This window comes from Polaromonas potterensis (genome assembly GCF_033446725.1).
In the GTDB taxonomy this organism is placed as follows: domain Bacteria; phylum Pseudomonadota; class Gammaproteobacteria; order Burkholderiales; family Burkholderiaceae_C; genus Polaromonas.
Map to the genome: position 1 here is coordinate 132,437 of NZ_JAWQLX010000007.1, position 22,641 is coordinate 155,077.

The window sequence follows — 22,641 nt, forward strand, 5'->3', positions numbered from 1 at the left end:
CAGGCATCGTAAACCGTGCCGCTACGAGAGGGTCAAGCGCTTGAACGGTATGTTTGAAAATAAAATGCACTATCTTTTTAGCCCGCTTGAGACCACTTTTTATAAGAAAAAAGTACGTATAGCCCTTATTCCACGGGCGCAAGCAGCTATTGAAGTGATAGCGAAGGACGCTTCAAGCTTCTGCCTGCACCAGCAGTCGTACTTGCGCCGGCAGGTCTGCCAGCAGAACCACCTGTCCCGGTGTGATCACGCGATCAGGCTTGAAGTCGTCATCAAGGGCAACACCTGGGCGCTGCCAGCGAAGGATCACCACTCGCTCTGTGAGGCGCAGCGTGATCTCAAACGAGGGCCAGTGCGCGGGCACGCGGGGCGTGAGCGACATTTCCCCTTGCCGTACCGACAAACCCAGTAGCGTCTCCAACGCCGCGCGGTGCAGCCAGGCGGCCGAGCCGGTGTACCAGCTCCAGCCGCCGCGGCCGACATAAGGTGGCGCGCCGTACACATCGCCGGCCATCACATAGGGTTCCAGCTCATAGGCCGGGCCGCGTGTGGGATGCTGGCTGCGGTGGGCCGGGCTGAGCGCTTGGAAACTTTCCCACGCGGCTTCGGTGTCGCCGCTTAAGGCTTGCGCCATCATGGCCCACACACCGGCGTGTGCATACTGGCCGCCGTTTTCGCGCACGCCAGGCGGGTAGGCCTGAATGTAGCCGGGGTTGTTGGCTGAGTTTGCCAGCGGTGGCGTCAGCAGGCGCAAGAGGCCGGCCTCGCGGTCGACCAGTTGTTCGTTCATGGCTTGCATCGCGGGTTTGGTGAAGGCCTCGCTGGATGCGCCTGACAACACGGCCCAGGCCTGCGCGATCAAATCAATGCGGCATTCGGTGTTGGTCGACGAACCCAGCGGCGCGCCGTTGTCGAAGAAGGCGCGGCGGAACCAGGCGCCGTCCCAGCCGTGGCTGTGCAGCGCGCTGATCCAGCCTTCGCGGGCATCCCGCCATTTCTGCGCACGGGCGCTGTCGCCGCAGGACTCGGCGAGTGGCGCGAAGGCTTGCACCACCGCGCAGAGAAACCAGGCAAGCCAGACCGACTCGCCTTTGCCCTCATGGCCGACGCGGTTCATGCCGTCGTTCCAGTCGCCGGTGCCCATCAGGGGCAAACCATGCGCGCCCGTGGCCAGGCTGCGGTCTATGGCGCGTGCGCAATGGGTGAAAACTGAGGCGGTCTGGGCGCTGGGCTGTGGCGCGTAATAAGCGTCTTCCGCACCGGCGGGGATGGGCGGCCCGTCGATGAAGGCCACGTCTTCGTCCAGGATGCCGGAGTCGCCGGTGACGTCCACATAATGCGCGCAGGCAAAAGGCAGCCACAACAAGTCGTCCGAAAAATGTGTACGTACACCTTCACCGCCCGGCGCGTGCCACCAGTGTTGCACATCGCCTTCGGGGAACTGGCGCGAGGCATTCAGCAGAATCTGTGCCCGCAGCCGGTCGGGTTCGATCAGGGCGAAAGCCATCGCATCCTGCAATTGATCGCGAAACCCGAAGGCCCCGCCGGCCTGGTAAAAACCGGCCTTGGACCACAGGCGCGAGCTCAGCGTCTGGTACAGCAGCCAGCGGTTGAGCAACGCGTCAAACAGCGGGTCGGGCGTGCGCACCTGGACCTGGCCCAGCAGCTCAGTCCAATACTGCTTGACGCCCTTCAGTGCTTGGGCCAGGTCTTTGTCGTGCCAGTCGCGTGCCAGCTGCTGGGCCTGCGCCGCATCCGTGGCATGGCCGAGAAAAAAAGCCAGTTCCAGGCTTTGGCCTGCGTCCAGCGTGAAAACGCCGGACAGGGCCGCACACGGGTCTGCCGCGGCGCCAGCCTGCTGGCCCAGAATGTCGGGAAGCACCAGGCGGCCGGCAGCGTCAAAAAATTCGCTGCGGTCACAAGTCCATTGCACGGGATCAGGCAGCCCGGCCAGCGACAAAAAAGCACTGCTGCCGCCGAAGCCGGCCCGGCTTTCACGCTGCTGGGCAAACACGGTGGGCTGGTTGGGGACTTTCCAGGCGTGCACGGTGCGGCGTTCCTGGCGGGCCGCGCCTAGCTGCCATTCCACCATCGCCAGCGCGCGGAGATGGCGCGGCGCCTTGCCCTGGTTGTGCAACTTCAGCTGAACGATCTTGACGGCATCGCTGCGGTCTGCAAAAAAAGTGGTTTCCAGCTGGACATCCCCGTGCTGGCACGCAAACACCGTGTAGCCCTGGCCGTGCCGCACCTGATAAGCCAGCTGCGAGCCGCTTTCGGTAGATGGGCTCAAGGCCAGCAGCTTTTGGCTGTCGAGGTCTTGCAGCAAGTAGTGTTCAAACGCCGGGTCTTGCACCGGGTCGTTGGACCAGGGCGTGAGCTGCTGCAACCGGCTGTTGACGGCCCAGGTGTAGCCCGCGCCAGCCTCGGACACCTGAAAGCCAAAATTGGGATTGGCAATCACGTTCACCCAGGGGCGTGGCGGGCGATGCAAGCTGTCCAGCTGGAACTGGAATTCTCCGCTGACCGCGTCGAAGCGGCCCAGCGGTGAGCGCTCCGCCGCGACCGGGACGGACAAGGGGTCTGCCACGGTAGCCCTTGCCACCGCTGGGCTGGCTGGCACGGCGCGGCGGCGCAGGCCGCTGGCGCCTTGCAGTGTCGCCACCTGCTGCTCCAGCGGGCGGCCGTCCGCGATGAAGATAAAACGCGCCAGACCTGCCAGCACGGCTTTTTCCGAGGCCGCAAGCTCGTGGTCGCGCAGCAGGAAAAATCCGCCTGCGTCGCTGTTCGGGAAACTGTTTTCCGCCTGTTGGCGCGTGCGGTCGCGCAGCGCCAGGATGCCTTGTTGCAGCGGCATCAGGTAGGAGCTGATTTCGCTGTTGATGACCACCACATCGACGGCCAGGCCGCCGAAGCTCCAGAGGGGTTGCGCTCGCAGCAACGCGTGCACCAGCGCCATGCCGTTGCTGGCGTGAATGCGCACCAGCACGATGGGCTTGTCGCCGGACAGGCCGAAGCGCCAGAGCTGGCGCTGGTCCAGCGGCCCGCGTTCGGTCAAGGGGCGCGTGGCGGTGTACATCAGCGCCGTGTTGAGGTCCTGCAGGGCGGCATGGCGTTCCGGGGCAACGTCCAGATCACGCAGGCGCACCTGCGCCAGCGTCGCCGCCATGCGGGTCGCGCGTTCCACGTGCATGGGTTGCAGGTATTTGTCGATGCGTGTGATCAGTTCGTCGGCCTGTTCGGCGGCGGCGGTCGCAAAGCTCAGCCTGGCCACGCCGCCCGCCGCAATGCCTACCCGCACCCGCAGGCCGGCGACCGGGTCCAGCCCGTTGAGGGGCGCGCCGTTTTCCTGCCTGGCCTCGGCCAGCAAGGCCGGCTGACTGGTCATCCGGTTGCGCCCGAGGAAAGAACGCCTGTCGGCGATGAAATCAATGGCTTGCACATGGGCCTCTGCATCGGCCAGGAAATGCGCAACCGCCATCACCGGGTCGCCTTGCAGGCGCGGTTTGCGCGACAGCAGCAGGGCGCGCCACTCTGGATGCCACTGGGTGTCCACAAACAGATTCGAAAAGGCCGGGTGCGTTTCATCCGCCCGCGGGTCGGCCAGCACCGCCTCAAAACACGAAATCACCTCGATCGTGATGTCGCGGTCGGAAAGGTTGTGCAGCATGACGGTGCGGATTTCGGTGTCATCCTCCGGACTGACCAGCACGGTGGTCGTGGCTTCGAGTTCCTCCGACTTCGCCTCAAACTGGACACAGTCGGCCAGAAACGTGGCTTTGTAAACCCAGTCGGGATGGGGCGCGGGGTGAAAGGTGAGCGATGCGACCCCTTCCTCGCCGGTGGTGCGAAGGTAAATGAAAGTGCCGTAGGGGTCGCGCAGCAGGTCATCGCGCCAGCGCGTGATGTTTTTGGCGCGCCAGCGGCTGAGCCCTGCGCCATTGGCGCGCAGCGCCACGCTGTAGTTGCCGTTGGACAGCAACTGGGTGGGCTGCCAGCCGGGTGCGGCGGGGTCCACCTCGCGTGCATGGTAGAGCGTGGTTTCCCCGATGTCTTCCGGTTCCGGCAAGGTGCGCGGGTCGGCGCTGGCTACGATTTGGCGCGGCGTTTTTTCATGCAGCAATGCGTCGTGGGCCTGGATCAGCGGCGCCGAGGAAAACCAGCGGCGCGGCGCCTCCTGGCACAACACGTTGCAAAGCGCTACCAGCGACATGCCCTGGTGGTGTGCCATGAAGGTGTTGACCAGACTCAGCGCCTGCGCGCCGGGCTGCCGTGCGACGGTGAAATCCACCGCGTCGATGAAACCGTAGTCACCACGGGCACCTATCGATTCGAGCCGGCGCAGATTGGCCACGGCGTCATGCGGCATGAACATGCAGGCCATCACGCTGGCATACGGCGCCACGACACGATCGCCCGGTGGCGTGCGGCGCAAGGCGAGGCGGGGCACACCGAAGGGCGAATATTGGTAGGCCAGCGTGTGGTCCTGTCCAAAATACGCGGACTCGGAAATACCCCAGGGCAGTTGCTGCGCCCGGCCGTAAGCCTGTTGCTCCATCACGGCCGCCAGTCCCGAGACATGCAGCAGGCCCTGGTCCGGCTCGGCCATGACCAGCGAGGGCATCAGGTACTCGAACATGGAACCCGACCACGACTTGAGCCCAGGCGTGATGCCCACCGTCAGGAAGACGCGGCCCAGGGCCAGCCAGTGGCGCCGGGGCACGTCGCCCTTGGCGATCGCCAGGTAACTCGTCAGCCTGGCCTCGGAGGAGATCAGGTCGTAGTAGCTGGCGTCGAGCACCTGCTCGTGCACACGCAGGCCAATGTGGAAGAGGTTGCGTTTGGCGTTGTAAAGGCTGCTGAAGTCCATCGCCATGCAGAGTTGCTCGCAACGCTTGGCAAGCGTTTTCAGATGGGCGCGCTGCTCCGTCGTTGTGCCTTCTTGCTCCGAAAGTCGGAGGCAAGCTTGTGCGGTGGCCAGCAGGTGGCCCGCGAGGTTGCCGCTGTCGACGGTGGACACATAGTCGGGCGCCAGCACCTGCAGGGTTCGGGTGTCGTACCAGTTCAGCAGGTGGCCCTGGTGCTTGGGCAAACGCTCCACCGTGTCCAGCGTGGCTTGCAGCCGCGTGATGAGCTCGGCCGTGGAAATCCATTCAAACGTCCGCGCACAGGCCACAGCCAGCAGGTACAGGCCGATGTTGGTCGGCGAGGTGCGGTGGGCGATGGTCGGCTCGGGCGTCATCTGCAGGTTGTCCGGTGGCAGGTGGTTGTCCTCGGGCCCGACACAGCGCTCAAAAAACTGCCAGGTCTGGCGGGCCAGTTGATCCAGGTAGTCACTATCATCCGCGTCCAGCGCCAGCGCGCGTGTCGCCGGCCGGCTGGCCCACCAGGCCGGCAGCGGTGCCAGCGCCCACAGCAGGAAAAGAACAGGCCCGGCCCCTGGGTGCGGGCTCCACCAGGCGGCCAGCGCGAGGACCAGGCAAAGCAGCGATGCCGCCGCATGTTTGCGGACAAAGGCGCCCAGCTTGTAGTTGGCCGAGGCCTGCGCCTGCGCGGCGGTGGTCCATTCGAGCAGTTGCCTGCGGCTCAGCAACATGCGCCAGAGCGCGCGCGCCATGGCGTCCAGCATCAGGCCGGCCTGGACAAACAGCTGGCTGAACTGCCAGGCCATGGCAGCGAAACCGCGCAACACATCACGTACGCCGACATCGAAAAAATGCAGCCAGGCGATGCCGCGGCGTGTGGGCACCAGGCCGGTCAGCGCCCCCAGCAAGGGGCCGGCCAACAGGGCCGCCAGCACAAAGGCCAGGGCTGTCGCCAGGGGCAGTGCGCCTGTAGCCATCACCCAGGCCAGCAGCAGCAGGCAGGCCGGGGCCAGCAACGAGCGACGCAGGTTGTCCGCCATGCGCCACAGGCCCAGTGCATCAATGCCGTAACGCCCGGGGTTCAGCATCAGGGGTAACAACTGCCAGTCGCCGCGTGTCCAGCGGTGCATGCGGGACGCCGCAACACCGGCGTGGTGCGGGTGGTCCTCCATCAGCACGACATCACCCACATAGCCGCAACGCGCGATGCTGCCTTCGAGCAAATCGTGGCTCAAGATGCTGCCTTCGGGCATGCGCCTGTCCAGCACGGCGTGAAAGGCTGCCACATGCAGCAGCCCCTTGCCGGTGAAATTACCCATGTCGAACAAATCCTGGTACAGGTCGGACACGCCGCTGCTGTAGGGGTCCAGGCCGCACTGGCCAGCAAACATGGCGTGATAGGGCGAACGTTCATGGTGCGCCGACAGCGGTGTGACCACGCGCGGTTGCAAAATGCCGTAGCCGGCGGTGACACGTCGGCGCTCGGGATCGACATGCGGCGCGTTCAGCGGGTGGGCCGCGATCGACACCAGTTCTCGCAGCGAACCTGCCGGCAGGCCGGTGTCGCTGTCCAGCGTGAGCACGTAGCGGATGCCCGTTGCCAGGTGCATACGCGGGTCTAGCGGCGCAAAGGCAGAGGCTGAACCCTCGGCCAGTTGCCGCAAGAGCATTTCGAGCTTGCCGCGTTTGCGCTCCCAGCCTATCCAGCGCCCTTCGGTGGCCGACCAGGTGCGCGGGCGATGCAGCAGCAGAAATCGTGGGGCTGCGCCTTCGGGCGCCGGGTAGCTGTGATTGAGCGCCTGCACCTTCATCAGGATGTCCTCAAGCAAAACCTGGTCCGTGGTCAGGGTTTCGGTGTCCGCATCGACCCAATCCGTCAGCAAGGCGAATTGGGCATGGGTTTCGCGGCTCGCCAGCCAGTGCAGGCCAAGGCGGTGTGCCAGTTCGCTGTTGGCGGCCGCAGAGACTAGCATGCAGGGGATGACCACCAGCACCCGGTGTTCCGCCGGAATGCCCGCAGCGAAGTCCAGGCGCGCCAGCGGCTGGATGCGGGTGGACTCTGCCACCAGCCGGTGGATCAGGGCCGCCACGGCCTCGGACGCGGGCCAGGCCATCAACAACACCGCGACCCAGGCCGGTCCCTGCAGGGCGGCCAGCGGATGCACCGCCCCATAAAGCGCGGCCACCGTGCCGGCGATCCAGACCGCGGCATAAAGAGGCAAGCGCCAGGCGCGCCAGTTCCGTGCAAGCGGTCTCGACTGGACTGGCAGATCGGTCGGATTCAGGGCCGCTTCCAGCAGCGGACGCCCGGGGCCGATCAGGTGGTAGCCGGCCGTTTGTGCGGCCATTGATTGGCCGGGCTGCTGGGCGGCCGCCAGCACGGCTTCAGCGACGGCACGCTCGGATTTACCACTTTGCTGGGCCAGTCTTTCCATGGCGCGCGTGATCTGCTGGCGCGTCATCTCGCTTTCCCGGGAAAAGCTGGGCAGGCGGCGCAGAACCTGCAGGGCGTGGCTGACGGGCTCAATCAGTTCCGTCCATTCAAGCTGTCCGATCAGCCTGAGCGTGGTGATGATGTTGCTGACCGTGAGGTTGGCCTCCACCTGCGTGGTTTGCCCCTCGCCGATCAGACTCAGGCCATCCGGGCAGTGTTGTTCGGTCCAATGGACCAGCGGGAGAATCGGCTCGACGTACTCGGTGGGCATGCGTTGCCAAAGCTGGGTCAGGTAGTTGCGCTCCAGGCCACGGCTTTGCATATCGGCGTGTAACGTATCCAGGTCTTGCAAGCTCAGGGCGTCCGCCGAATCCCAGGCGGCGTGTGCGACTTCCCGCGCGACCTTGTTCCAGGCGATGCGATCGGCCATGCGGCGCAGGTTTTCCAGCAGCACCACACGCAAGGTGGTTGGCAAGGCCCAGAGTTCGCCCAGGCTGAGTTCGCTGACGTCCTGGTAGGCATGCAGGAAAGCGGTGAATAACACCGGGTCCAGCACGCTGTCGGTATGCGCTACGTAAGCCCAGGCAATGCCGTAGACACGCGGCAGGCCGGCCAGCGGTTTGTCCGCGAGTTTGGGCAGATCCGCGTAATAGCGATGGGGCACGCCCTCCTGGATTTGCTGAAGCTGCGCTTCAATCAGATGGAAGTTGTCGAGCAGCCATTCCGCTGCGGGCGTGACGTAATGGCCGCTGCGCGAGGTGAGGGCAATGTAGTCATAGGCCTGGCGAAGCGCATGTATGTTTTCCTGTACGCGTGGAAAAAAAGGCGGGCCTGAGTCCGCGCTGCCGGCCGGCCGGATGGCCTGGGCTTTGGCCAGGCTGCGGCCATGTTGTTCAAAGCGCTGGGCGCCGAAAAGTTCGGCCCGTATCGGGGCTTGTATCGCCCCGTGACGGGTGAGCAGTAGCTTCCTGGCGTAGGGACTTAAGGGTTCCAGCCGGTGGACGACAGCTGTGCTCACACCTTCAGGCTGCAGCAAGCAGAGCGAGGCTGATCGCCACAATGGCGGCGACCGTGACAATGCGCGGGCTCACCAGGCCATGGGCCGACTGCAGCGCCGAATACAGGGGAAAGAAGCGGTGCGAACTGGCGCAGTGGTGCATGTGGGAGGCCAGGCTGGCGGCGTCCGCTGAGACAAAGTCGGGGCTGGCCGATGACGAATCGGCGCTGATCTTGTGGGTCGTCATGATGTGTGCGCTCCAGGCGGTAAGCATGGATAACAGCGCGCGGCGGGATGCCGGTGTGTTATTCGATGGTTGATTCCATGCTAGGGAGCGTCCTCCGGCGACGCCATCGGAAGACGCTGGACTTGGTCTAGGACAAGGCCTACAGCGCCTATGCCAGAGGATTTCAAAGGCCTTGAAAACCTTTGAAAGCCCTCACACCCACATTGGTTTGAGGGTTATTTGTTCACGCACCGGTCTTGCGCGGGCGTGACAAGGCTGAACTGTTGCACCCCTCATCGCTTTCCCTGGCCGGTAGGGAACCCATGTTTTGGAAGTTTCTAACGCAGGAATTCGTCTTAGATGAGTTAGGAGAAAAATCATGAAAAATCGGTAGTTCCGCTTTGAAGCCAGGGCCGAAACAATCACGCCATGGCTGAACTTCTTATTCCTCTCAATGCTGGTGTGGCGACCCCGCTGCGACCTGCCCGCGCGGCGCCGAAGCGCCGCAAGGCTTCCTCTTCATCCTCCGCGTACGGCTGGCTGATACTCCCCTGGGTGCTGCCCGCGGCGTTGATCGCGCTCTGGCAACTGTCGTCGGCCTGGGGCTTGCTCTCGTCCTCGGTGATGCCCAGCCCGCTGGAGGTGTTGCAGGCCGGGCTGGAACTCTGGCGCAATGGCAGCTTGTTGCATGACATCTACGTCAGCGTGCGGCGCGTCCTGTTTGGTTTTGTTCTGGGTGCATCAACGGGGCTGGTGCTGGGTTTTATCGTCGGGCTTTCAGCTTTGGCGCGCAGCGCCATTGACCGTTCGCTCCAGATGATTCGCACCATTCCGCACCTTGCTTTGGTGCCCTTGATGATTTTGTGGTTCGGCATTGGTGAAGAACCCCGGGTGCTGCTGGTCGCGCTAGGGACCCTGTTTCCGGTCTACATCAACACCATGAGTGGTATCCGGAATGTGGACCCCAAACTGGTCGAACTGGGCCGCTCGTATGGCCTGGGTCGCTTCGAGCTGATTTATTCGGTGGTCCTGCCGGGCGCGTTACAACCCATTCTGGTCGGCATCCGTTATGCCCTGGGCGTGGCCTGGCTGACGCTGGTGGTCGGTGAGACGATTGCCTCGCGGGACGGCATCGGTTACCTGGTGCAAAACGCGCGCGAGCTGCTGCGCATCGACATCATCGTGCTGGCGATTTTTCTGTACGCGATTGCGGGCTGGCTGGCCGATCTTTTGATACGTTTGGTAGAGCGGCGCCTGCTGCGCTGGCACCCGGCTTACGCCAACGGGGTGGCGGCATGAGCGGCGGCGCCTCGCTTCACCTGGCCGGTGTCGGCAAGTCCTTCGGCGAGCGCGATGTGCTCAAGGCCATCGACCTGCAGGTCGGCGCCGGCGAGTTCGTCTCGCTGATCGGGCCCAGCGGCGTGGGCAAGTCCACCTTGCTGCGTATCCTCGCCGGGCTGGACGAACCCACACAAGGCCGTTTGACGATCCAGGCCAGCCAGCCGCAGCCGGACATTCGCATCATGTTCCAGGAAGACCGGCTGATGCCCTGGCGCACGGTGTTACGCAACGTCACCCTCGGCCTGCGCCAACGCGATGACGACGCACGCCAGCTGCTGACCGCTGTCGGCCTGGCGGGCCGCGAAGCGGATTTCCCGTTTGTGCTGTCGGGCGGTCAGCGCCAGCGCGTGGCACTGGCCCGTGCGCTGATCCACGAGCCCGAGGTACTGCTGCTGGACGAGCCTTTCGGCGCGCTGGACGCAATCACCCGCGCCGCCATGCAGCTTTTGCTGCAAGGTTTGCTGGTGCGCCGTCCCCGCACCGTGGTGCTGGTCACCCACGACGTGGAAGAGGCGCTGCTGCTGTCCGACCGGGTGCTGGTGATGCGCGAGCAGCGCATCGCGCGTGACCTGTCCCTCACACAAACACGTCCGCGCCATCGCGGCGACCCGCTTCTTGCCGCCCTCAAGGAAGAACTGCTCGATGACCTGCTGGTCGCCGAGGCGCAGGGCTGAGCCCGCATCAACATCTCTCCCAATCTGTTTAAAAAAGGAAAACAACATGAGCCATTCACCGCCCGACAGCACCACCCGTCGCCGACTGCTGCAGGTCTCCAGCCTGGCATTGGCCGGCATCACCGGCCACACGCTGGCGCAGACCGCTGCCGCGCCAGCGCCCTTGACCATTGCCATCATTGGTGATGGCCGCACCGGCAGCTGGGCGTCACTGCGTGCCGGCGCCAACGGCCGCACGCTGGAGTCCGAACTCGGCACCAAGGTCATCTGGCAACCGGGTTTCACCGCTTCGTTGCCGGTGATGGAGGCGATCAAGGCCGGTGGCGTTGACTTTACGTTTGCCACGGCCACGGCCGTTGTCAACGCGGTTGGCGCGGGTGTGCCCATCGTGCCGCTGGCGGCGTTTGCGTTACCGGTCAACACAGTGGACCTGCTTGTCCGCAGCGATTCGACGATTCGCAGCGCCGCCGACCTGAAGGGCAAAAAAATTGCCCACCAGAACGGCACCACCGGCACCTACAGCCTCATCAAGTACCTGGAGACTGCTGGCCTGCGCCTGAGTGATGTGCAGGCGGTGAGCCTCAGCGGTGCCGATGCCTACACCGCTTTTGCGCAGGGCAGTGTGGAAGCCTGGATTCACTGGCAACATGCGGCCAGCCTGGCGCAGGCGCGGTTGGGCGACAAGGTGCGTACGCTGCCCAAGGTCAAGACTTATGACTACGCGTTTTACGTGGCGCGTGCGGAGGTGGCAGAAAAACACCCGAAAACCGTGGCGAAACTTGTGCGTGTCATCCGCGACACGCAGATTTACATCAACCAACACCCGGCCGAAACCGTGGCCTTGTGGTCCTCGCTGGGCGGCTTTGACATCAACAGCGCCGAACGCCGTGTGTTCGAAAAACTGGTGACTGACGTGCGCCTGTCCGAGTCCACCGCCACCACACTCAGGCCGGTGGACGCTGCCGCCGCCGCTGCCACGCAGGACCTGGCCGACAACTTCCACGCCCTGGGTGTGTTGCCGCGCCGCATTGACGTACGCAGTTTTCTCCTGAGCCCGAAGTTCGACCCGATCAAACGTATCGTGGCCGCAGAACTGGCAGGTGTTTGAATGGCACGCCAACCAGCAGAACAGCTTCACCTGGCCGCTTTCATCACCGCCGGGCCGGGGCGCCCCGGCGGATGGCGTTACCCGGCGTCGGAATCCGGCTGGCTGGACGCGCGTTATTACCAGAACATCGCACGCACGCTGGAACAGGGGCTGTTCGACATGGCCTTCTTCGCGGACATTCTGGCGGTGCCCGATCGTTTTCAGGGTAGCAATGACAGCCAGTTGCGCTACGGGGCACTGGGCTCGCTGCGGCTGGACCCGCTGGTGGTGCTGACGGCCATGGCCGCGGTGACGCAACATCTGGGTCTGACGGCCACACGCTCGACCAGTTATTACCAGCCCTTTGACCTGGCGCGTTCGTTTGCAACGCTGGACCACCTGAGTGCGGGCCGTGCCGCATGGAATGTGGTGACCTCGTTCCAGGATGCCGAGGCCCGCAATTTTTCAGGCAGCGAACAGATCCCGCGCCACAAGCGTTATGACCGCGCCGACGAATTCCTGGAGGTCGTGCACCAGCTCTGGGACAGCTGGGAAGACGATGCGCTGGCGCTGGACCGCCAAACACCGCTGTTCGCCGACCCGGCCAAGGTGCACCATATCGACCACGTGGGTGAATGGTTCCAGGTGCGTGGGCCGCTCAATGTGCCGCGCCCGCCTCAGGGTTACCCGGTGATCGTGCAGGCTGGCGCGTCGGACCGGGGCCGCGACTTTGCCGCCCAGTGGGCCGATGTGATTTTTGTGAGTCACGACTCCTTTGACAGCGCCAAGGCTTTTTATTCGGAGATGAAGGCCCGCGTCGCCAAAAAAGGCCGTGATCCGGCAAGCCTGAAAATCCTGCCTGCGGTCACGCCGCTGGTCGGGGAGACGCAGGCGCTGGCCGAAGAAAAATCACGCGTCTTGCATGAGTTGGTGGACCCGGTGGCGGGTTTGTCGACCTTGTCTTACCACCTGGACGTGGATCTGGGCCGGTACCCGCTCGATGCCTCCCTGCCCGACATTGACGTGCCCGGCGTCAAGGGTCACTACGACGAGGTGCGCGAGGCGACCGACCGCGACAAACTGACCTTGCGTGATCTGGGCAAGCGTTACGGCAGCCGTTACGAAGGCGACCTGGTCGGCACGGCCGGCCATGTGGCCGATGGCCTGGAGCACTGGTTTCGCGGTGGTGCCGCTGACGGTTTCATGATCAGCGCGCCTTACCAGCCCGGCGGGTTTGAAGAGTTTGTCCGTCTCGTGGTGCCCGAATTGCAGCGCCGCAAACTCTTTCGCAGCGCTTATGGCGGCACCACCTTGCGTGAGCACCTGGACCTGGAGCGGCCGGCCCACGGCGCGTGGCGCGAACGCGCGACGACCAAGGCCGAGAGGAAAGCCGCATGAGTACGCCAGAGGCGGCCGCCGAAGGCGAAATCGTTGCGATCCAGACCCATGCCACCGATGTGACGGGTCGTTTTGTGGTCAGCGCGGGCCGGAATCATTTCGTCTCGGATTCGCGCCCGGCGGCGGGCGGGCCGGGCGAGGCGGTGCAGGCCGGGCAGTTGCTGCTGGCGTCATTGACCTCGTGCGGGCTTGGTTTGATCCAGGGCCGGGCGGCAGAGCTGGGCCTGCCGCTACTATCTGCCGACGTGACCGCTGCTTTCCAGCGCGACCTGCAGGACAAGACCCGTTACCAGTGGATACGGCTGGTGTTCACGCTGGGCGGTGTGGACGCCGGCACGGCGGCCACCTTGCTGGCGCATTTCACAGACACCTGTCCCATTTTCAACACCCTGCGTCGCGGTGGGACCATGCTGGCCGAGGTTCACACAGTCTGACGGGGCTTGGGTTTTTCAAGGAGTTTTGGCGAATTCCTTAAGTGTTTTAGGCCTCCAGCCCAGGCAGGATAAGCGCAAGCAGCTATCGAAACAATAGCGATGGCTGCTTGCAGGGCCTCGGCTTGTGGCGCGGTGAGGCCTTCAACCCGTGTTGCGCAAGCCCGCCGCAATTCCGTTGATCGAAATATGGATGCCGGTTTGCACCCGCTGGTCGGCCTGGCCTTCGCGGTAACGCCGCACCAGCTCGACCTGCAAATGGTGCAGCGGATCGATGTAGGGAAAGCGGTGGCGGATGGAACGTTGCAGCGCCGGGTTGTTGGCCAGGCGTTGTTTGTCGCCGGTGATCAGTACCAGGGCTTCCGCCGTGCGGTGCCACTCGGTTTCGATGGCGCTGAAAATCTTCTTGCGCAGACGTACGTCACTCACCAACTCCGAGTAACGCGAGGCCAGCGCCAGATCACTTTTGGCCAGCACCATGTCCATGTTGCTCAGCAGGGTGCGGAAGAAGGGCCACTGTTTGTACATTTTTTGCAGCAGGCCCAAGGCTTCCTTGCGGCTGGCCGGTGTGCCGCCGTGATTCAGCATTTGTTCAATCGCTGCGCCGAAGCCGTACCAGCCGGGCAGGGTCAGGCGGCACTGGCCCCAACTGAAGCCCCAGGGGATGGCGCGCAGGTCTTCGATTTTTTGCGAGGCCTTGCGCGAAGCCGGGCGCGAGCCTATGTTGAGTTCGGCAATTTCGCGTATCGGTGTGGCGCTGAAAAAATACTCGGTGAAGCCGGGGGTTTCGTAAACCAGCGCGCGGTATGCCGCCATGCTGGCTTGCGACAACTCGGCCGCCATCTGCAAAAAGGCCTTGGTGGCCGGTTTGGTCGGTTGCAGCAAAGTGGCTTCCAGGGTCGCGGCGACCAGGGTTTCCAGGTTGCGCCTGCCGATCTCGGGGTTGGCGTATTTGGAGCCAATCACCTCGCCCTGTTCGGTCAGGCGGATCTGCCCGCGCACCGTCCCCGGTGGCTGCGCCAGGATGGCCTGGTAGCTGGGGCCGCCGCCGCGGCCCACGGTGCCGCCGCGGCCGTGGAACATACGCAACTGGATGTTGTGTGAGTTGGCGAGCTGGTCAAAGAGTTCGACCAGCGCGATCTCGGCGCGGTACAGCTCCCAGTTGCTGGTGAAGATGCCGCCGTCCTTGTTGCTGTCCGAGTAGCCCAGCATGATGTCCTGCTCGGCGCCACTGCGTTGAACTTGTTTAGCCATGCCGGGCAACGCATAAAACTCGCGCATGATGGGCGCGGCATTACGCAGGTCTTCAATCGTTTCAAACAGCGGCACCACGATCAGGTCGTGCGTGGACGGGTGAATCGCCGCGCCGCCGGGCCGCCCCAAGGCGCGGCCGCCCCCTTGGGGGGCAGCGACAGACCCGGAGGGCTGAGCGTGGGGGTCGTTGAGGATGCCGTGCATCAGGCCGACTTCTTTTTGCAGCAGCAATACTTCCAGCAAATCGCTGACGGTTTCGGTGTGGCTGATGATGTAGTGGCGTATGGCCTGTATGCCAAAACGCTGGCGCATGACTTTGGCGGTTTCGAAAATCGCCAGCTCGCCTTGGGTGTGGGCCGAATACGTGGTGCTGATCACACGCAGGGGCCGCGCATCATTGAGCAGGCGGGTGAGTAATTCGCGCTTGGCCATTTCATCCAGGCCGGAATAGTTGGCTTCAATTCGCGCCACCGCCAGCAGCTCGGCGATTACTTCTTCGTGTTTGTCCGAACTCTGGCGCAAGTCCACCGTGGCCAGGTGAAAGCCAAACACCTCGACCGCACGTATCAGCGGGTGCAGGCGTTGCGCGACCAGGGCGCCGCCGTGGTTGGCGTGTAAGGAGGCGGCAATCGTGCGCAGGTCGGCCAGGAATTCTTCGGCCGTCAGGTAGGCGTTTTGCGGCGCTACGGCGTGGCGTGCGGCGTCGCCGCCGGTCAGGTCTTTCAGGCTGGCGGCCAGCCGGGCGTAGACACCGGTCAACGCGCGGCGGTAAGGCTCGTCGAGCCGATGTTCATTGGTGTCGGGCGAGCTTTCGGCCAGTGCCCGCATCTCGGGTGTGAAGTCCACCAGCATGGCCGACAGCGACAACTCGCCGCCCAGGTAATGCACCTCGGTCAGGTAGTGGCGCAGCGCGACATCGGCCTGGCGGCGCAGTGCGTAGTCCAGGGTGTCGGCGCTGACGTTGGGGTTGCCGTCACGGTCGCCGCCTATCCACTGGCCCATGCGCAAAAAGCTGTGCACTGGCTGGCTGCCGAGTGCGCGCTCCAGGTCCGCGTACAGCTTGGGAATTTCGCGCAGAAAAGTCGACTCGTAATAACTCAGTGCGTTTTCAATCTCGTCGGCGACCGTGAGTTTGGTGAAACGCAGCAGCCGGGTTTGCCACAGCTGCATCACGCGGGCGCGTAATTGCGCCTCGTTGGCGGCCAGCTCGCGCGGCGTCAAGGCGTCGCGCGCGGCGTTCACGGCCAGCGCGTGGGACTTGATCTCGTCGCGCGCCGTCAGCAACTGGGCAATGTCGCGTTCGGCATCCAGAATACTTTTGCGCTGCACCTCGGTCGGGTGGGCGGTCAGCACCGGCGAGACATAAGCATGCGCCAGGGTGTTGGCAATGGTTTTGGGCGAGATGCCGGCCCAGCGCAAACGGGCCAGCGCGACTTCGATGCTGCCTTCCTGGGTGTCGCCAGCGCGTTCATGGATGGCGCGGCGCCGGATGTGGTGCCGGTCTTCGGCCAGGTTGGCCAGGTGGCTGAAATAGGTGAAGGCGCGGATCACGCTGACGGTCTGGTCGCCCGACAGGCCTTTGAGCAGTTTTTTCAGCGACTTGTCGGCTTCGGGGTCGGCATCGCGGCGAAAAGCCACCGACAACTTGCGCACCTGCTCGATCAGCTCGTAGGCGGCCACACCTTCCTGCTCGCGGATCACATCGCCCAGGATGCGGCCCAGCAGACGGATGTCTTCGACCAGCGGCCGTTCATTGTCCTTGGCGCGGGCGCGTGGGCGCTCACTGTTCTGGGGGGTCCCCGCTGGCTGGTCTTTGGGGGTCTTCACGCGCGCTGTTGTCACCATGGTTTCACCTCTTGTTAGCACTTGTATTGCAGTGCAGCATGCTAGCATTCGGGAACCCCCTTAGATACGAACAGGTTACGAGTGCGCGCAGATTCCCCAACACCCCCCCACGTCGTGATTGCCACCCGCGAAAGCCGGCTGGCGCTGTGGCAGGCCGAACATGTCAAAACCCTGCTGGAGACCCGCCTCGGCTGGCGCGTCAGCCTGCTGGGCATGACCACCCTGGGCGACCAGATCCTGGACCGTTCGCTGAGCAAGGTCGGCGGCAAAGGCCTGTTTGTCAAGGAACTGGAAGTGGCGCTCAGCGAAGGGCGGGCCGACCTGGCCGTGCATTCGCTGAAAGACGTGCCCATGGACCTGCCCGAAGGTTTTGCACTGGCCTGTGTGCTGGAGCGTGAAGACCCGCGCGATGCGCTGGTGTCCAATCATTTTTCCTCGCTGGCCGAGTTGCCGACTGGCGCGGTCGTTGGCACCTCCAGCCTGCGCCGCCTGGTGTTGCTGAAAAGCCTGCGGCCCGACCTGAAGATTGAACCGCTGCGCGGCAACCTCGACACCCGGCTGCGCAAGCTGGACGAAGGAAAATACGCCGCGATTGTGCTGGCCGCGGCCGGTTTGAAACGCCTGGGCCTGGCCTCACGGATTCGCCAGGCCTTCGAGCCGGAGCAGATGTTGCCGGCCGCCGGCCAGGGCGCCCTGGGCATCGAAGTGCGGGCCGACCGCCAGGACTTGATCGATGCGCTGGCGACGCTGGCACACCAGCCGACCTGGCTGGCCGTGACGGCCGAACGCACGGTGTCGCGTGCCATGGGTGGCAGTTGCTCCATGCCGCTGGCCGCGTTTATCCGTACGCCGCAAGCCACGGGCGAGATGCGGCTGGAGGCCGCCTGGGGCGAACCCGGCCCCGATGGCCAGGGCTCCAGCCAGCCGCTGGTGCGTGCCGAGCAGCAGGCGGTGGTGCGTACCTTTGCCGAGGCCGAAGCTTTGGGCGAGCAGGTGGCCGCCTCGCTGCGCGCCGGTGGTGCGGTCTGGACCAGCAACACCCCGGTGGTTTGACCCCCGTGCGTATCATCGTCACCCGGCCCGAGCGTGATGCCCGCCGCTGGGTGCAGGCCTTGCAGCAACTGGGCCTGCAGGCCGAGGCGCTGCCGCTGATACAGATTGCCGCCTTGCCCGAGGCCGAAGGCCTGCAGCAGGCCTGGCGCGAGATCAATTCCTATGCCGCGCTGATGTTTGTCAGCGCCAATGCGGTGGATAATTTTTTTGCATCAAATCAGGCTCCAGCCCATAGGGGGCGGTCGCAAGAAGCTATGAATGTCATAGCGAATGAGCCCTCTGGCGGACCGCGTTTCATGGCCCCCGGACCGGGCACCGTGGAGGCCTTGCTGGGCGCGGGCGTGCCGGCCGGGCGAATTGATGCGCCAGCGGCCGATGCCCCTCAGTTTGATTCCGAAGCCTTGTGGGCGCAGGTGGCCAACCGCCCCTGGCAGGGCCGGCGTGTGTTGATCGTGCGCGGGCAAAGCCCGGGCGCGGAGGTTTCGGCGGGTGGCAATGGCCGCGACTGGCTGGCGCAGCAGCTGCGGGCGGCCGGTGCCGAGCTGGAATTTCTGGCGGTTTACCAGCGGCGCGCGCCTGTGTTCACGGCGCCGCAGCGGCAAGCAATGGCGACCGCGGCCCAGGATGGCTCGGTCTGGTTGTTCAGCAGTTCCGAGGCGGTGGGCCACCTGCCGCCTCAGGATTGGTCGCAGGCCCGCGCCGTCGCCACCCATCCGCGCATTGCCGAAGCCGTGCGTGCGGCGGGCTGGGGTGTTGTTATCGAGTCACGCCCGGCGCTGCGTGACATCGTGGCCTCGATAGAATCAATACCACCATGAGCGACAGCGATCCCACTCCCACCCCACTGCCCACGCCCCCCGCGGAGCGCGCGGACGAGCGGGCTGCGGGCCTGGCGCCTGAGTCCGACAAAACCGCCAACGGCTGGCTGATTCCGAGGTTCTGGGCCTGGCTGACCCTGTTGCTGGCGGCCGCCGGCCTGTTGCTCAGCGCCTTGTTATGGCAAAAGCTGGGCGGCATCCAGGAAGAACTGGCACGGCGCAGCAGCGATGCGACAGCACAATCGATTGAAGCCCGCACGCTGGCCAGGCAGGCGCAAGAAGGCTCACGCGAGCTGACCAGTCGTCTCACCGTGCTGGAAACCCGGCTCAGCGAAGTCAGCCTGCAGCGTACCCAGCTCGAAGAGTTGATGCAAAGCCTCTCGCGTTCGCGCGACGAAAACCTGGTGGTCGACGTGGAATCGTCCTTGCGCCTGGCCCAGCAGCAGGCCCAACTGACCGGCAGCGCCGAGCCCATGCTGGCGGCACTCAAGTCGGCCGACCAGCGGCTGGCACGGGCCGCGCAGCCGCGCCTCAACCCCTTGCAGCGGGCCATTGCCCGCGATGTGGAACGTATCAAGGCGACCACGGTGACCGATGTGCCTGGCCTGTTGCTCAAACTCGACGAATTAACGCGGCTGGTGGACGATTTGCCGCTGGCCAACGACATGTTCACGGGCACTGGCGCCCGCCCGGCTGCAACCCCCGCAACCACCGCCGCGCCCGCACCGGCGCGTGCCGCGTCCGGCCCGGCGACATCCAACAATGCGGCGCTGGCCTTGCTGGATCGCCTGGCGCTGAAAGACTGGTGGCAGCGCACCTGGCAGAGTGTGCGGGATGAAGCGCGTGGCTTGTTGCGTGTCAGCCGTATCGACCAGCCTGATGCGGCCTTGCTGGCGCCCGAACAGTCGTTTTTCCTGCGTGAAAACATCAAGCTCAAACTGCTCAATGCGCGGCTCGGCCTGCTGTCGCGGCAAACCGCCAGCGTACGCACCGACCTGGCCGGCGCCGCTGCGCTGATGGGCAAATACTTCGACCCGGCGTCACGCAGAACGCAGGCGGCCATGCAGTTGTTGCAGCAGGTGCAAAACCAGGCGAAGTCCAGCGAGTTGCCGCGTCTGGACGAAACCCTGGCCGCACTGGCCACCGCGGCCGCGGGCCGCTAGGCAGGGGATTACCATGCGTGGCGCACTTTGGCTTCTGGCCCTGTTTGGCATTGCGGTGGCGGTGGCCTTGGTGGCCGGCAACAACCAGGCGGTGGTCACACTGTTCTGGCCGCCACACCGCATCGACATTTCCTTCAACCTGCTGGTCTTGTTGCTGGCCGGTTTCTTCACGCTGCTGTATGTGGCGCTGCGTGCGGCCTCGGCGGTGTTTTCCCTGCCGGCAGAAGCCAGGCGCTGGCGTGCCCAGCAAAAGGAAAGGGCCATGTACGCCGCCTTCATGGATGCCTTGTCGCACCTGATGGCCGGGCGGTTTATCCGCTCCACCAAACTGGCGCAAAACGCCCTGGTGCAGGAAAAAAGCCTGAGCCACCTGGCACACACTTCCAGCGATGTCAGCAGCTACAACGCCGCACGCGCGACCCAGCTCCGGCTGCTGGCGCATTTGCTGGCGGCTGAAAGCGCGCAGGCGCTGCAAAACAAGCCTTTGCGTGACGAACATTTGCAGCAGGCGCTCGAAAAAAGCACACACCGCAGCGCCCAGGAAACCCGCGAAGGTGTGCAGCTGCGCGCCGCACGCTGGGCGCTGGACGACCGCGACCCCGCCGCCGCGCTGGAGTTGCTGGGCCAGATGCCGCAAGGCGCGTCACGCCGCACCCTGGCCCTGCGCACCAAGCTGCGCGCCACGCGGCAGTCCGGGCAAACCGTGCAGGCGCTGGAGACCGCGCGTTTGCTGGCCAAACACCGGGCGTTTTCGCCGGCCGCTGCGCAAAGCCTGGTGCGCGGCCTGGCGCTGGAATTGCTGGGCGCGGCCCACGACCCGGCGCAGTTGCAGACCGCTTGGTCCTCGCTCGATGCCACCGAACGCGCCATGCCCGAGCTGGTGATTCACGCGGCTTCGCGCCTGATGGCCTTGCAGGGCGACGCCGACCTGGCCCGCGCCTGGTTGTTGCAAATCTGGGAGCCGGTGATGCAGCCGCGCTCCGACATCGGCGACAAGCAGCGCATCAAACTGATCCAGGTGCTGGAAGCCGGGCTGGACTCGATCGACTCGGTCTGGCTGGCGCGTATCGAAACCGCGCAGCAACAGCGTCCACGGGATGCCAATCTGCAATACCTCGCGGGCATGGCCTGCCTGAAGCGCCAGCTCTGGGGCAAGGCCCAGCAACTGCTGGCCCAGGCCGCACAGGCCTTGCAGGATCCCAGTTTGCACCGCAATGCCTGGCGGGCGCTGGCGCTGCTGGCTGAGCAGCGGGATGATGCGGCGGCTGCTGCGTTGGCTTATAAGCGGGCGGCTGAAGCTTAGTTTCTGGGGCCCTGTTCGGGGGCATGTTGAAGTCTTCTTTGATTCCTTAGTTTGTAGTTAGCCTGCAAGCCGGGGTTGCCCGGCGGCAACTCACTTTCTTTTGCTTCGCCAAAAGAAAGTGAGCAAAGAAAAGGCGACCCCGCTGTCTGCGTCCCTGCGCTTCGCTACGGGCAACCTGCGGTGCTCGGTCCAGTCGGGGTCGAGCTCGAACTCGCCTTCGGCTCAGACAATCGCTCGCCCTGATCCGACTGAACCTCCGCTCCTCGGCGCAGCCAGAAGGGGGTGGGGACGGATGCGGGGACACGAGGACGCGCAAAGCGCGTCCTCGTCGATCCACAGACGGCCATTCATGCACGCGGTAGCAGCACACATTGCCAAATGAAGTCCCCCTCCATCGCCCAGCGGGGCTAGGGGTTGGAAGTTCGTCCGGCGACCCCGAGCAATCAAGGCGGTTTGAGGCATAGGCGCTGGAGTCGGGCGTTGATGAGTCGGGCAAGCTATTCAGAAAGGCCATGATCATCATGAAGCCGTTGCCAGCGGCAAAAAACCGCCACCTAGATAACCAGGTGGCGGGAAAAGTACTACCTAGTTTTTTTAAAATCCGAAGTCAAGCTGACCAGGATGTGAACGGTAGTGTTGGCGCACGTTTTCCCACTGCCCCAGGCGGAAGCGGCGGTACGCGCGTACAAAGACGTTCTTCAGTGCGGTCGAATAGGGCATGCCTATCTCCTATGAAGGTGGCAGGGCCATACTTGCCTGAACGTCGCACGGCGTTTAAACTGTTACCTTCTCTAGCGGGAAAAGGTGTGTTCAGAAGACGGGTTCGCCCTGCCGGATGAATCGCCTTAAATCTTCAAACGCAAAACGTTTGAAGTCGTTTCGCCAAGCCTTTGGGCTCGGGTCGTAAGCGGGAACTGGCCCCGAAAGGTGGCTCGCCACGGCCCTTGTAGTGTTGCTCTGCCAAGAATACGCACTACAAGGGTCCTTCCATCCGCCACAGCAGGGCAAGCCCTTGCTACTGTGGTCGCCTTATCTCCTAATCATTGCGGCTCCTGTGGACGGAAATTTTTCCAGCGTTTGATGTACACGGTGATCATGCTTTGGAGCATTTCCCAGTCATCTGCATCCAAATCCATCGGGACAATAACCTTCACGCTCGTTTTGCCGGGGATGGGTATTTCAAACCGATGGGCGCTATCGTCCAAGTCATCATCATCCATATCAACAGCAGCGGACTCATCCTCTCGCCGCTTTAGGGGCTTCTTCGCACCGTTATTCCCCTTGGGTTGGGATGGCGCTTTGATGTGAGGAGAAACTTTCACGCCAGCCGCCTTAGCCATAGCAAGAAAGAACGCAATCGTCTTTGTCAGAGTGCTTCCGTTAATGTCGAGTGAACGAAACTTTTCCGCCATCTGACCGCTTGTTCCCTGCTGGAGATCAAAAGATTCGTCAGAGAATATGAAGGTGTATCGCTCTTTCAAGAGATCTGACAACATGGGTGGGCGCGCTTCGTCACTGGCGAGAATCAGTTGCTTGAATGAGTCACTGGGCTTGCCCAAATCATCAATTTGCCCGAGATACTTCATCGCGGCGATCATTCCAGAGCTCTGAGAGCCCGAGGCTTTCGACATCAGAGTCTTGTCAATACGTGCGGGCACGGCGCCGTGTTCCCGTAAGTCATTGAGAAAACTGGTGTACGAGCTGAACGAAATAAGTGGGGGCGTTGTAGGCGCCTTGTCTTTGAGTGCCATTTTG

The 22,641-nt window shown here is 63.9% G+C and carries 14 protein-coding genes; 9 read left to right on the forward strand and 5 right to left on the reverse strand.

What is annotated here, in order from left to right; genetic code table 11:
* Positions 1–172 precede the first annotated feature (172 nt).
* The gene (locus R6254_RS14135) at positions 173–8,314 is read right to left on the reverse strand and encodes a glycoside hydrolase family 94 protein (protein WP_318407697.1); all 8,142 of its coding nucleotides are present in this window, start codon (positions 8,312–8,314) and stop codon (positions 173–175) included.
* 4 nt (positions 8,315–8,318) lie between these two features.
* Positions 8,319–8,567 carry a hypothetical protein gene (locus tag R6254_RS14140; protein WP_318407699.1) on the reverse strand — a complete coding sequence of 83 codons (249 nt, stop codon included), beginning with the start codon at positions 8,565–8,567 and terminating at the stop codon, positions 8,319–8,321.
* 381 nt (positions 8,568–8,948) lie between these two features.
* Between R6254_RS14140 and R6254_RS14145 the strand changes: the two genes are divergently transcribed.
* Genes R6254_RS14145 through R6254_RS14165 form a run of 5 tightly spaced genes read left to right on the forward strand, consistent with a single transcriptional unit; the run spans position 8,949 to position 13,453 of the window.
* Positions 8,949–9,818 (forward strand): ABC transporter permease subunit, encoded by an 870-nt coding sequence (locus R6254_RS14145; RefSeq protein ID WP_318407700.1) that lies wholly within the window; start codon positions 8,949–8,951, stop codon positions 9,816–9,818.
* Positions 9,815–10,534, forward strand: coding sequence for an ABC transporter ATP-binding protein (locus tag R6254_RS14150; RefSeq protein WP_318407702.1), 720 nt, complete (start codon positions 9,815–9,817; stop codon positions 10,532–10,534). Before R6254_RS14145 ends, R6254_RS14150 begins: the two co-directional genes overlap by 4 nt.
* Positions 10,535–10,580: 46 nt before the next feature.
* On the forward strand, positions 10,581–11,642 hold the full coding sequence (locus R6254_RS14155; protein ID WP_318407703.1) for an ABC transporter substrate-binding protein: 1,062 nt from the start codon (positions 10,581–10,583) through the stop codon (positions 11,640–11,642).
* The gene (locus tag R6254_RS14160) at positions 11,643–13,019 is read left to right on the forward strand and encodes an LLM class flavin-dependent oxidoreductase (protein ID WP_318407704.1); all 1,377 of its coding nucleotides are present in this window, start codon (positions 11,643–11,645) and stop codon (positions 13,017–13,019) included.
* Complete coding sequence (locus R6254_RS14165) at positions 13,016–13,453, forward strand: OsmC family protein (RefSeq protein WP_318407706.1); 438 nt, start codon at positions 13,016–13,018, stop codon at positions 13,451–13,453. The genes R6254_RS14160 and R6254_RS14165 overlap by 4 nt, the downstream gene beginning before the upstream one ends.
* A 141-nt stretch (positions 13,454–13,594) precedes the next feature.
* Here the strand turns inward: R6254_RS14165 and ppc are convergent, their stop codons facing one another.
* Positions 13,595–16,597 (reverse strand): phosphoenolpyruvate carboxylase, encoded by a 3,003-nt coding sequence (gene ppc / locus R6254_RS14170; protein WP_412103175.1) that lies wholly within the window; start codon positions 16,595–16,597, stop codon positions 13,595–13,597.
* Between the two features lie 33 nt (positions 16,598–16,630).
* Between ppc and hemC the strand changes: the two genes are divergently transcribed.
* The 4 genes from hemC to R6254_RS14190 are packed head-to-tail and all read left to right on the forward strand — an operon-like array spanning position 16,631 to position 20,886.
* Positions 16,631–17,602, forward strand: coding sequence for a hydroxymethylbilane synthase (gene hemC / locus R6254_RS14175; RefSeq protein WP_318407709.1), 972 nt, complete (start codon positions 16,631–16,633; stop codon positions 17,600–17,602).
* Entirely contained in the window at positions 17,599–18,420 is an 822-nt protein-coding gene (locus R6254_RS14180) for a uroporphyrinogen-III synthase (RefSeq protein WP_318407710.1), read from the forward strand. Before hemC ends, R6254_RS14180 begins: the two co-directional genes overlap by 4 nt.
* Complete coding sequence (locus R6254_RS14185; protein ID WP_318407712.1) at positions 18,417–19,583, forward strand: uroporphyrinogen-III C-methyltransferase; 1,167 nt, start codon at positions 18,417–18,419, stop codon at positions 19,581–19,583. The genes R6254_RS14180 and R6254_RS14185 overlap by 4 nt, the downstream gene beginning before the upstream one ends.
* Positions 19,584–19,596: 13 nt before the next feature.
* Positions 19,597–20,886: a heme biosynthesis HemY N-terminal domain-containing protein gene (locus tag R6254_RS14190; RefSeq protein ID WP_318407714.1), complete on the forward strand. Its 1,290-nt coding sequence runs from the start codon at positions 19,597–19,599 to the stop codon at positions 20,884–20,886.
* 594 nt (positions 20,887–21,480) lie between these two features.
* Here the strand turns inward: R6254_RS14190 and R6254_RS14195 are convergent.
* Together R6254_RS14195 and R6254_RS14200 are read right to left on the reverse strand one after the other, a co-directional pair.
* Complete coding sequence (locus R6254_RS14195; protein WP_318407716.1) at positions 21,481–21,606, reverse strand: hypothetical protein; 126 nt, start codon at positions 21,604–21,606, stop codon at positions 21,481–21,483.
* A 320-nt stretch (positions 21,607–21,926) separates the two neighbouring features.
* Complete coding sequence (locus R6254_RS14200; protein ID WP_318407718.1) at positions 21,927–22,637, reverse strand: DUF5343 domain-containing protein; 711 nt, start codon at positions 22,635–22,637, stop codon at positions 21,927–21,929.
* Between the last annotated feature and the right edge of the window lie 4 nt (positions 22,638–22,641).

Bases quoted from the DNA above. Each gene is read 5' to 3' on its own strand.
- ppc (WP_412103175.1), bottom strand. From the start codon at position 16,597: ATGCTAGCATGCTGCACTGCAATACAAGTGCTAACAAGAGGTGAAACC.
- R6254_RS14165 (WP_318407706.1), top strand. From the start codon at position 13,016: ATGAGTACGCCAGAGGCGGCCGCCGAAGGCGAAATCGTTGCGATCCAG.
- R6254_RS14195 (WP_318407716.1), bottom strand. From the start codon at position 21,606: ATGCCCTATTCGACCGCACTGAAGAACGTCTTTGTACGCGCGTACCGC.
- R6254_RS14145 (WP_318407700.1), top strand. From the start codon at position 8,949: ATGGCTGAACTTCTTATTCCTCTCAATGCTGGTGTGGCGACCCCGCTG.
- R6254_RS14200 (WP_318407718.1), bottom strand. From the start codon at position 22,637: ATGGCACTCAAAGACAAGGCGCCTACAACGCCCCCACTTATTTCGTTC.
- R6254_RS14155 (WP_318407703.1), top strand. From the start codon at position 10,581: ATGAGCCATTCACCGCCCGACAGCACCACCCGTCGCCGACTGCTGCAG.
- R6254_RS14185 (WP_318407712.1), top strand. From the start codon at position 18,417: ATGAGCGACAGCGATCCCACTCCCACCCCACTGCCCACGCCCCCCGCG.
- R6254_RS14140 (WP_318407699.1), bottom strand. From the start codon at position 8,567: ATGCTTACCGCCTGGAGCGCACACATCATGACGACCCACAAGATCAGC.
- R6254_RS14160 (WP_318407704.1), top strand. From the start codon at position 11,643: ATGGCACGCCAACCAGCAGAACAGCTTCACCTGGCCGCTTTCATCACC.
- R6254_RS14190 (WP_318407714.1), top strand. From the start codon at position 19,597: ATGCGTGGCGCACTTTGGCTTCTGGCCCTGTTTGGCATTGCGGTGGCG.
- R6254_RS14150 (WP_318407702.1), top strand. From the start codon at position 9,815: ATGAGCGGCGGCGCCTCGCTTCACCTGGCCGGTGTCGGCAAGTCCTTC.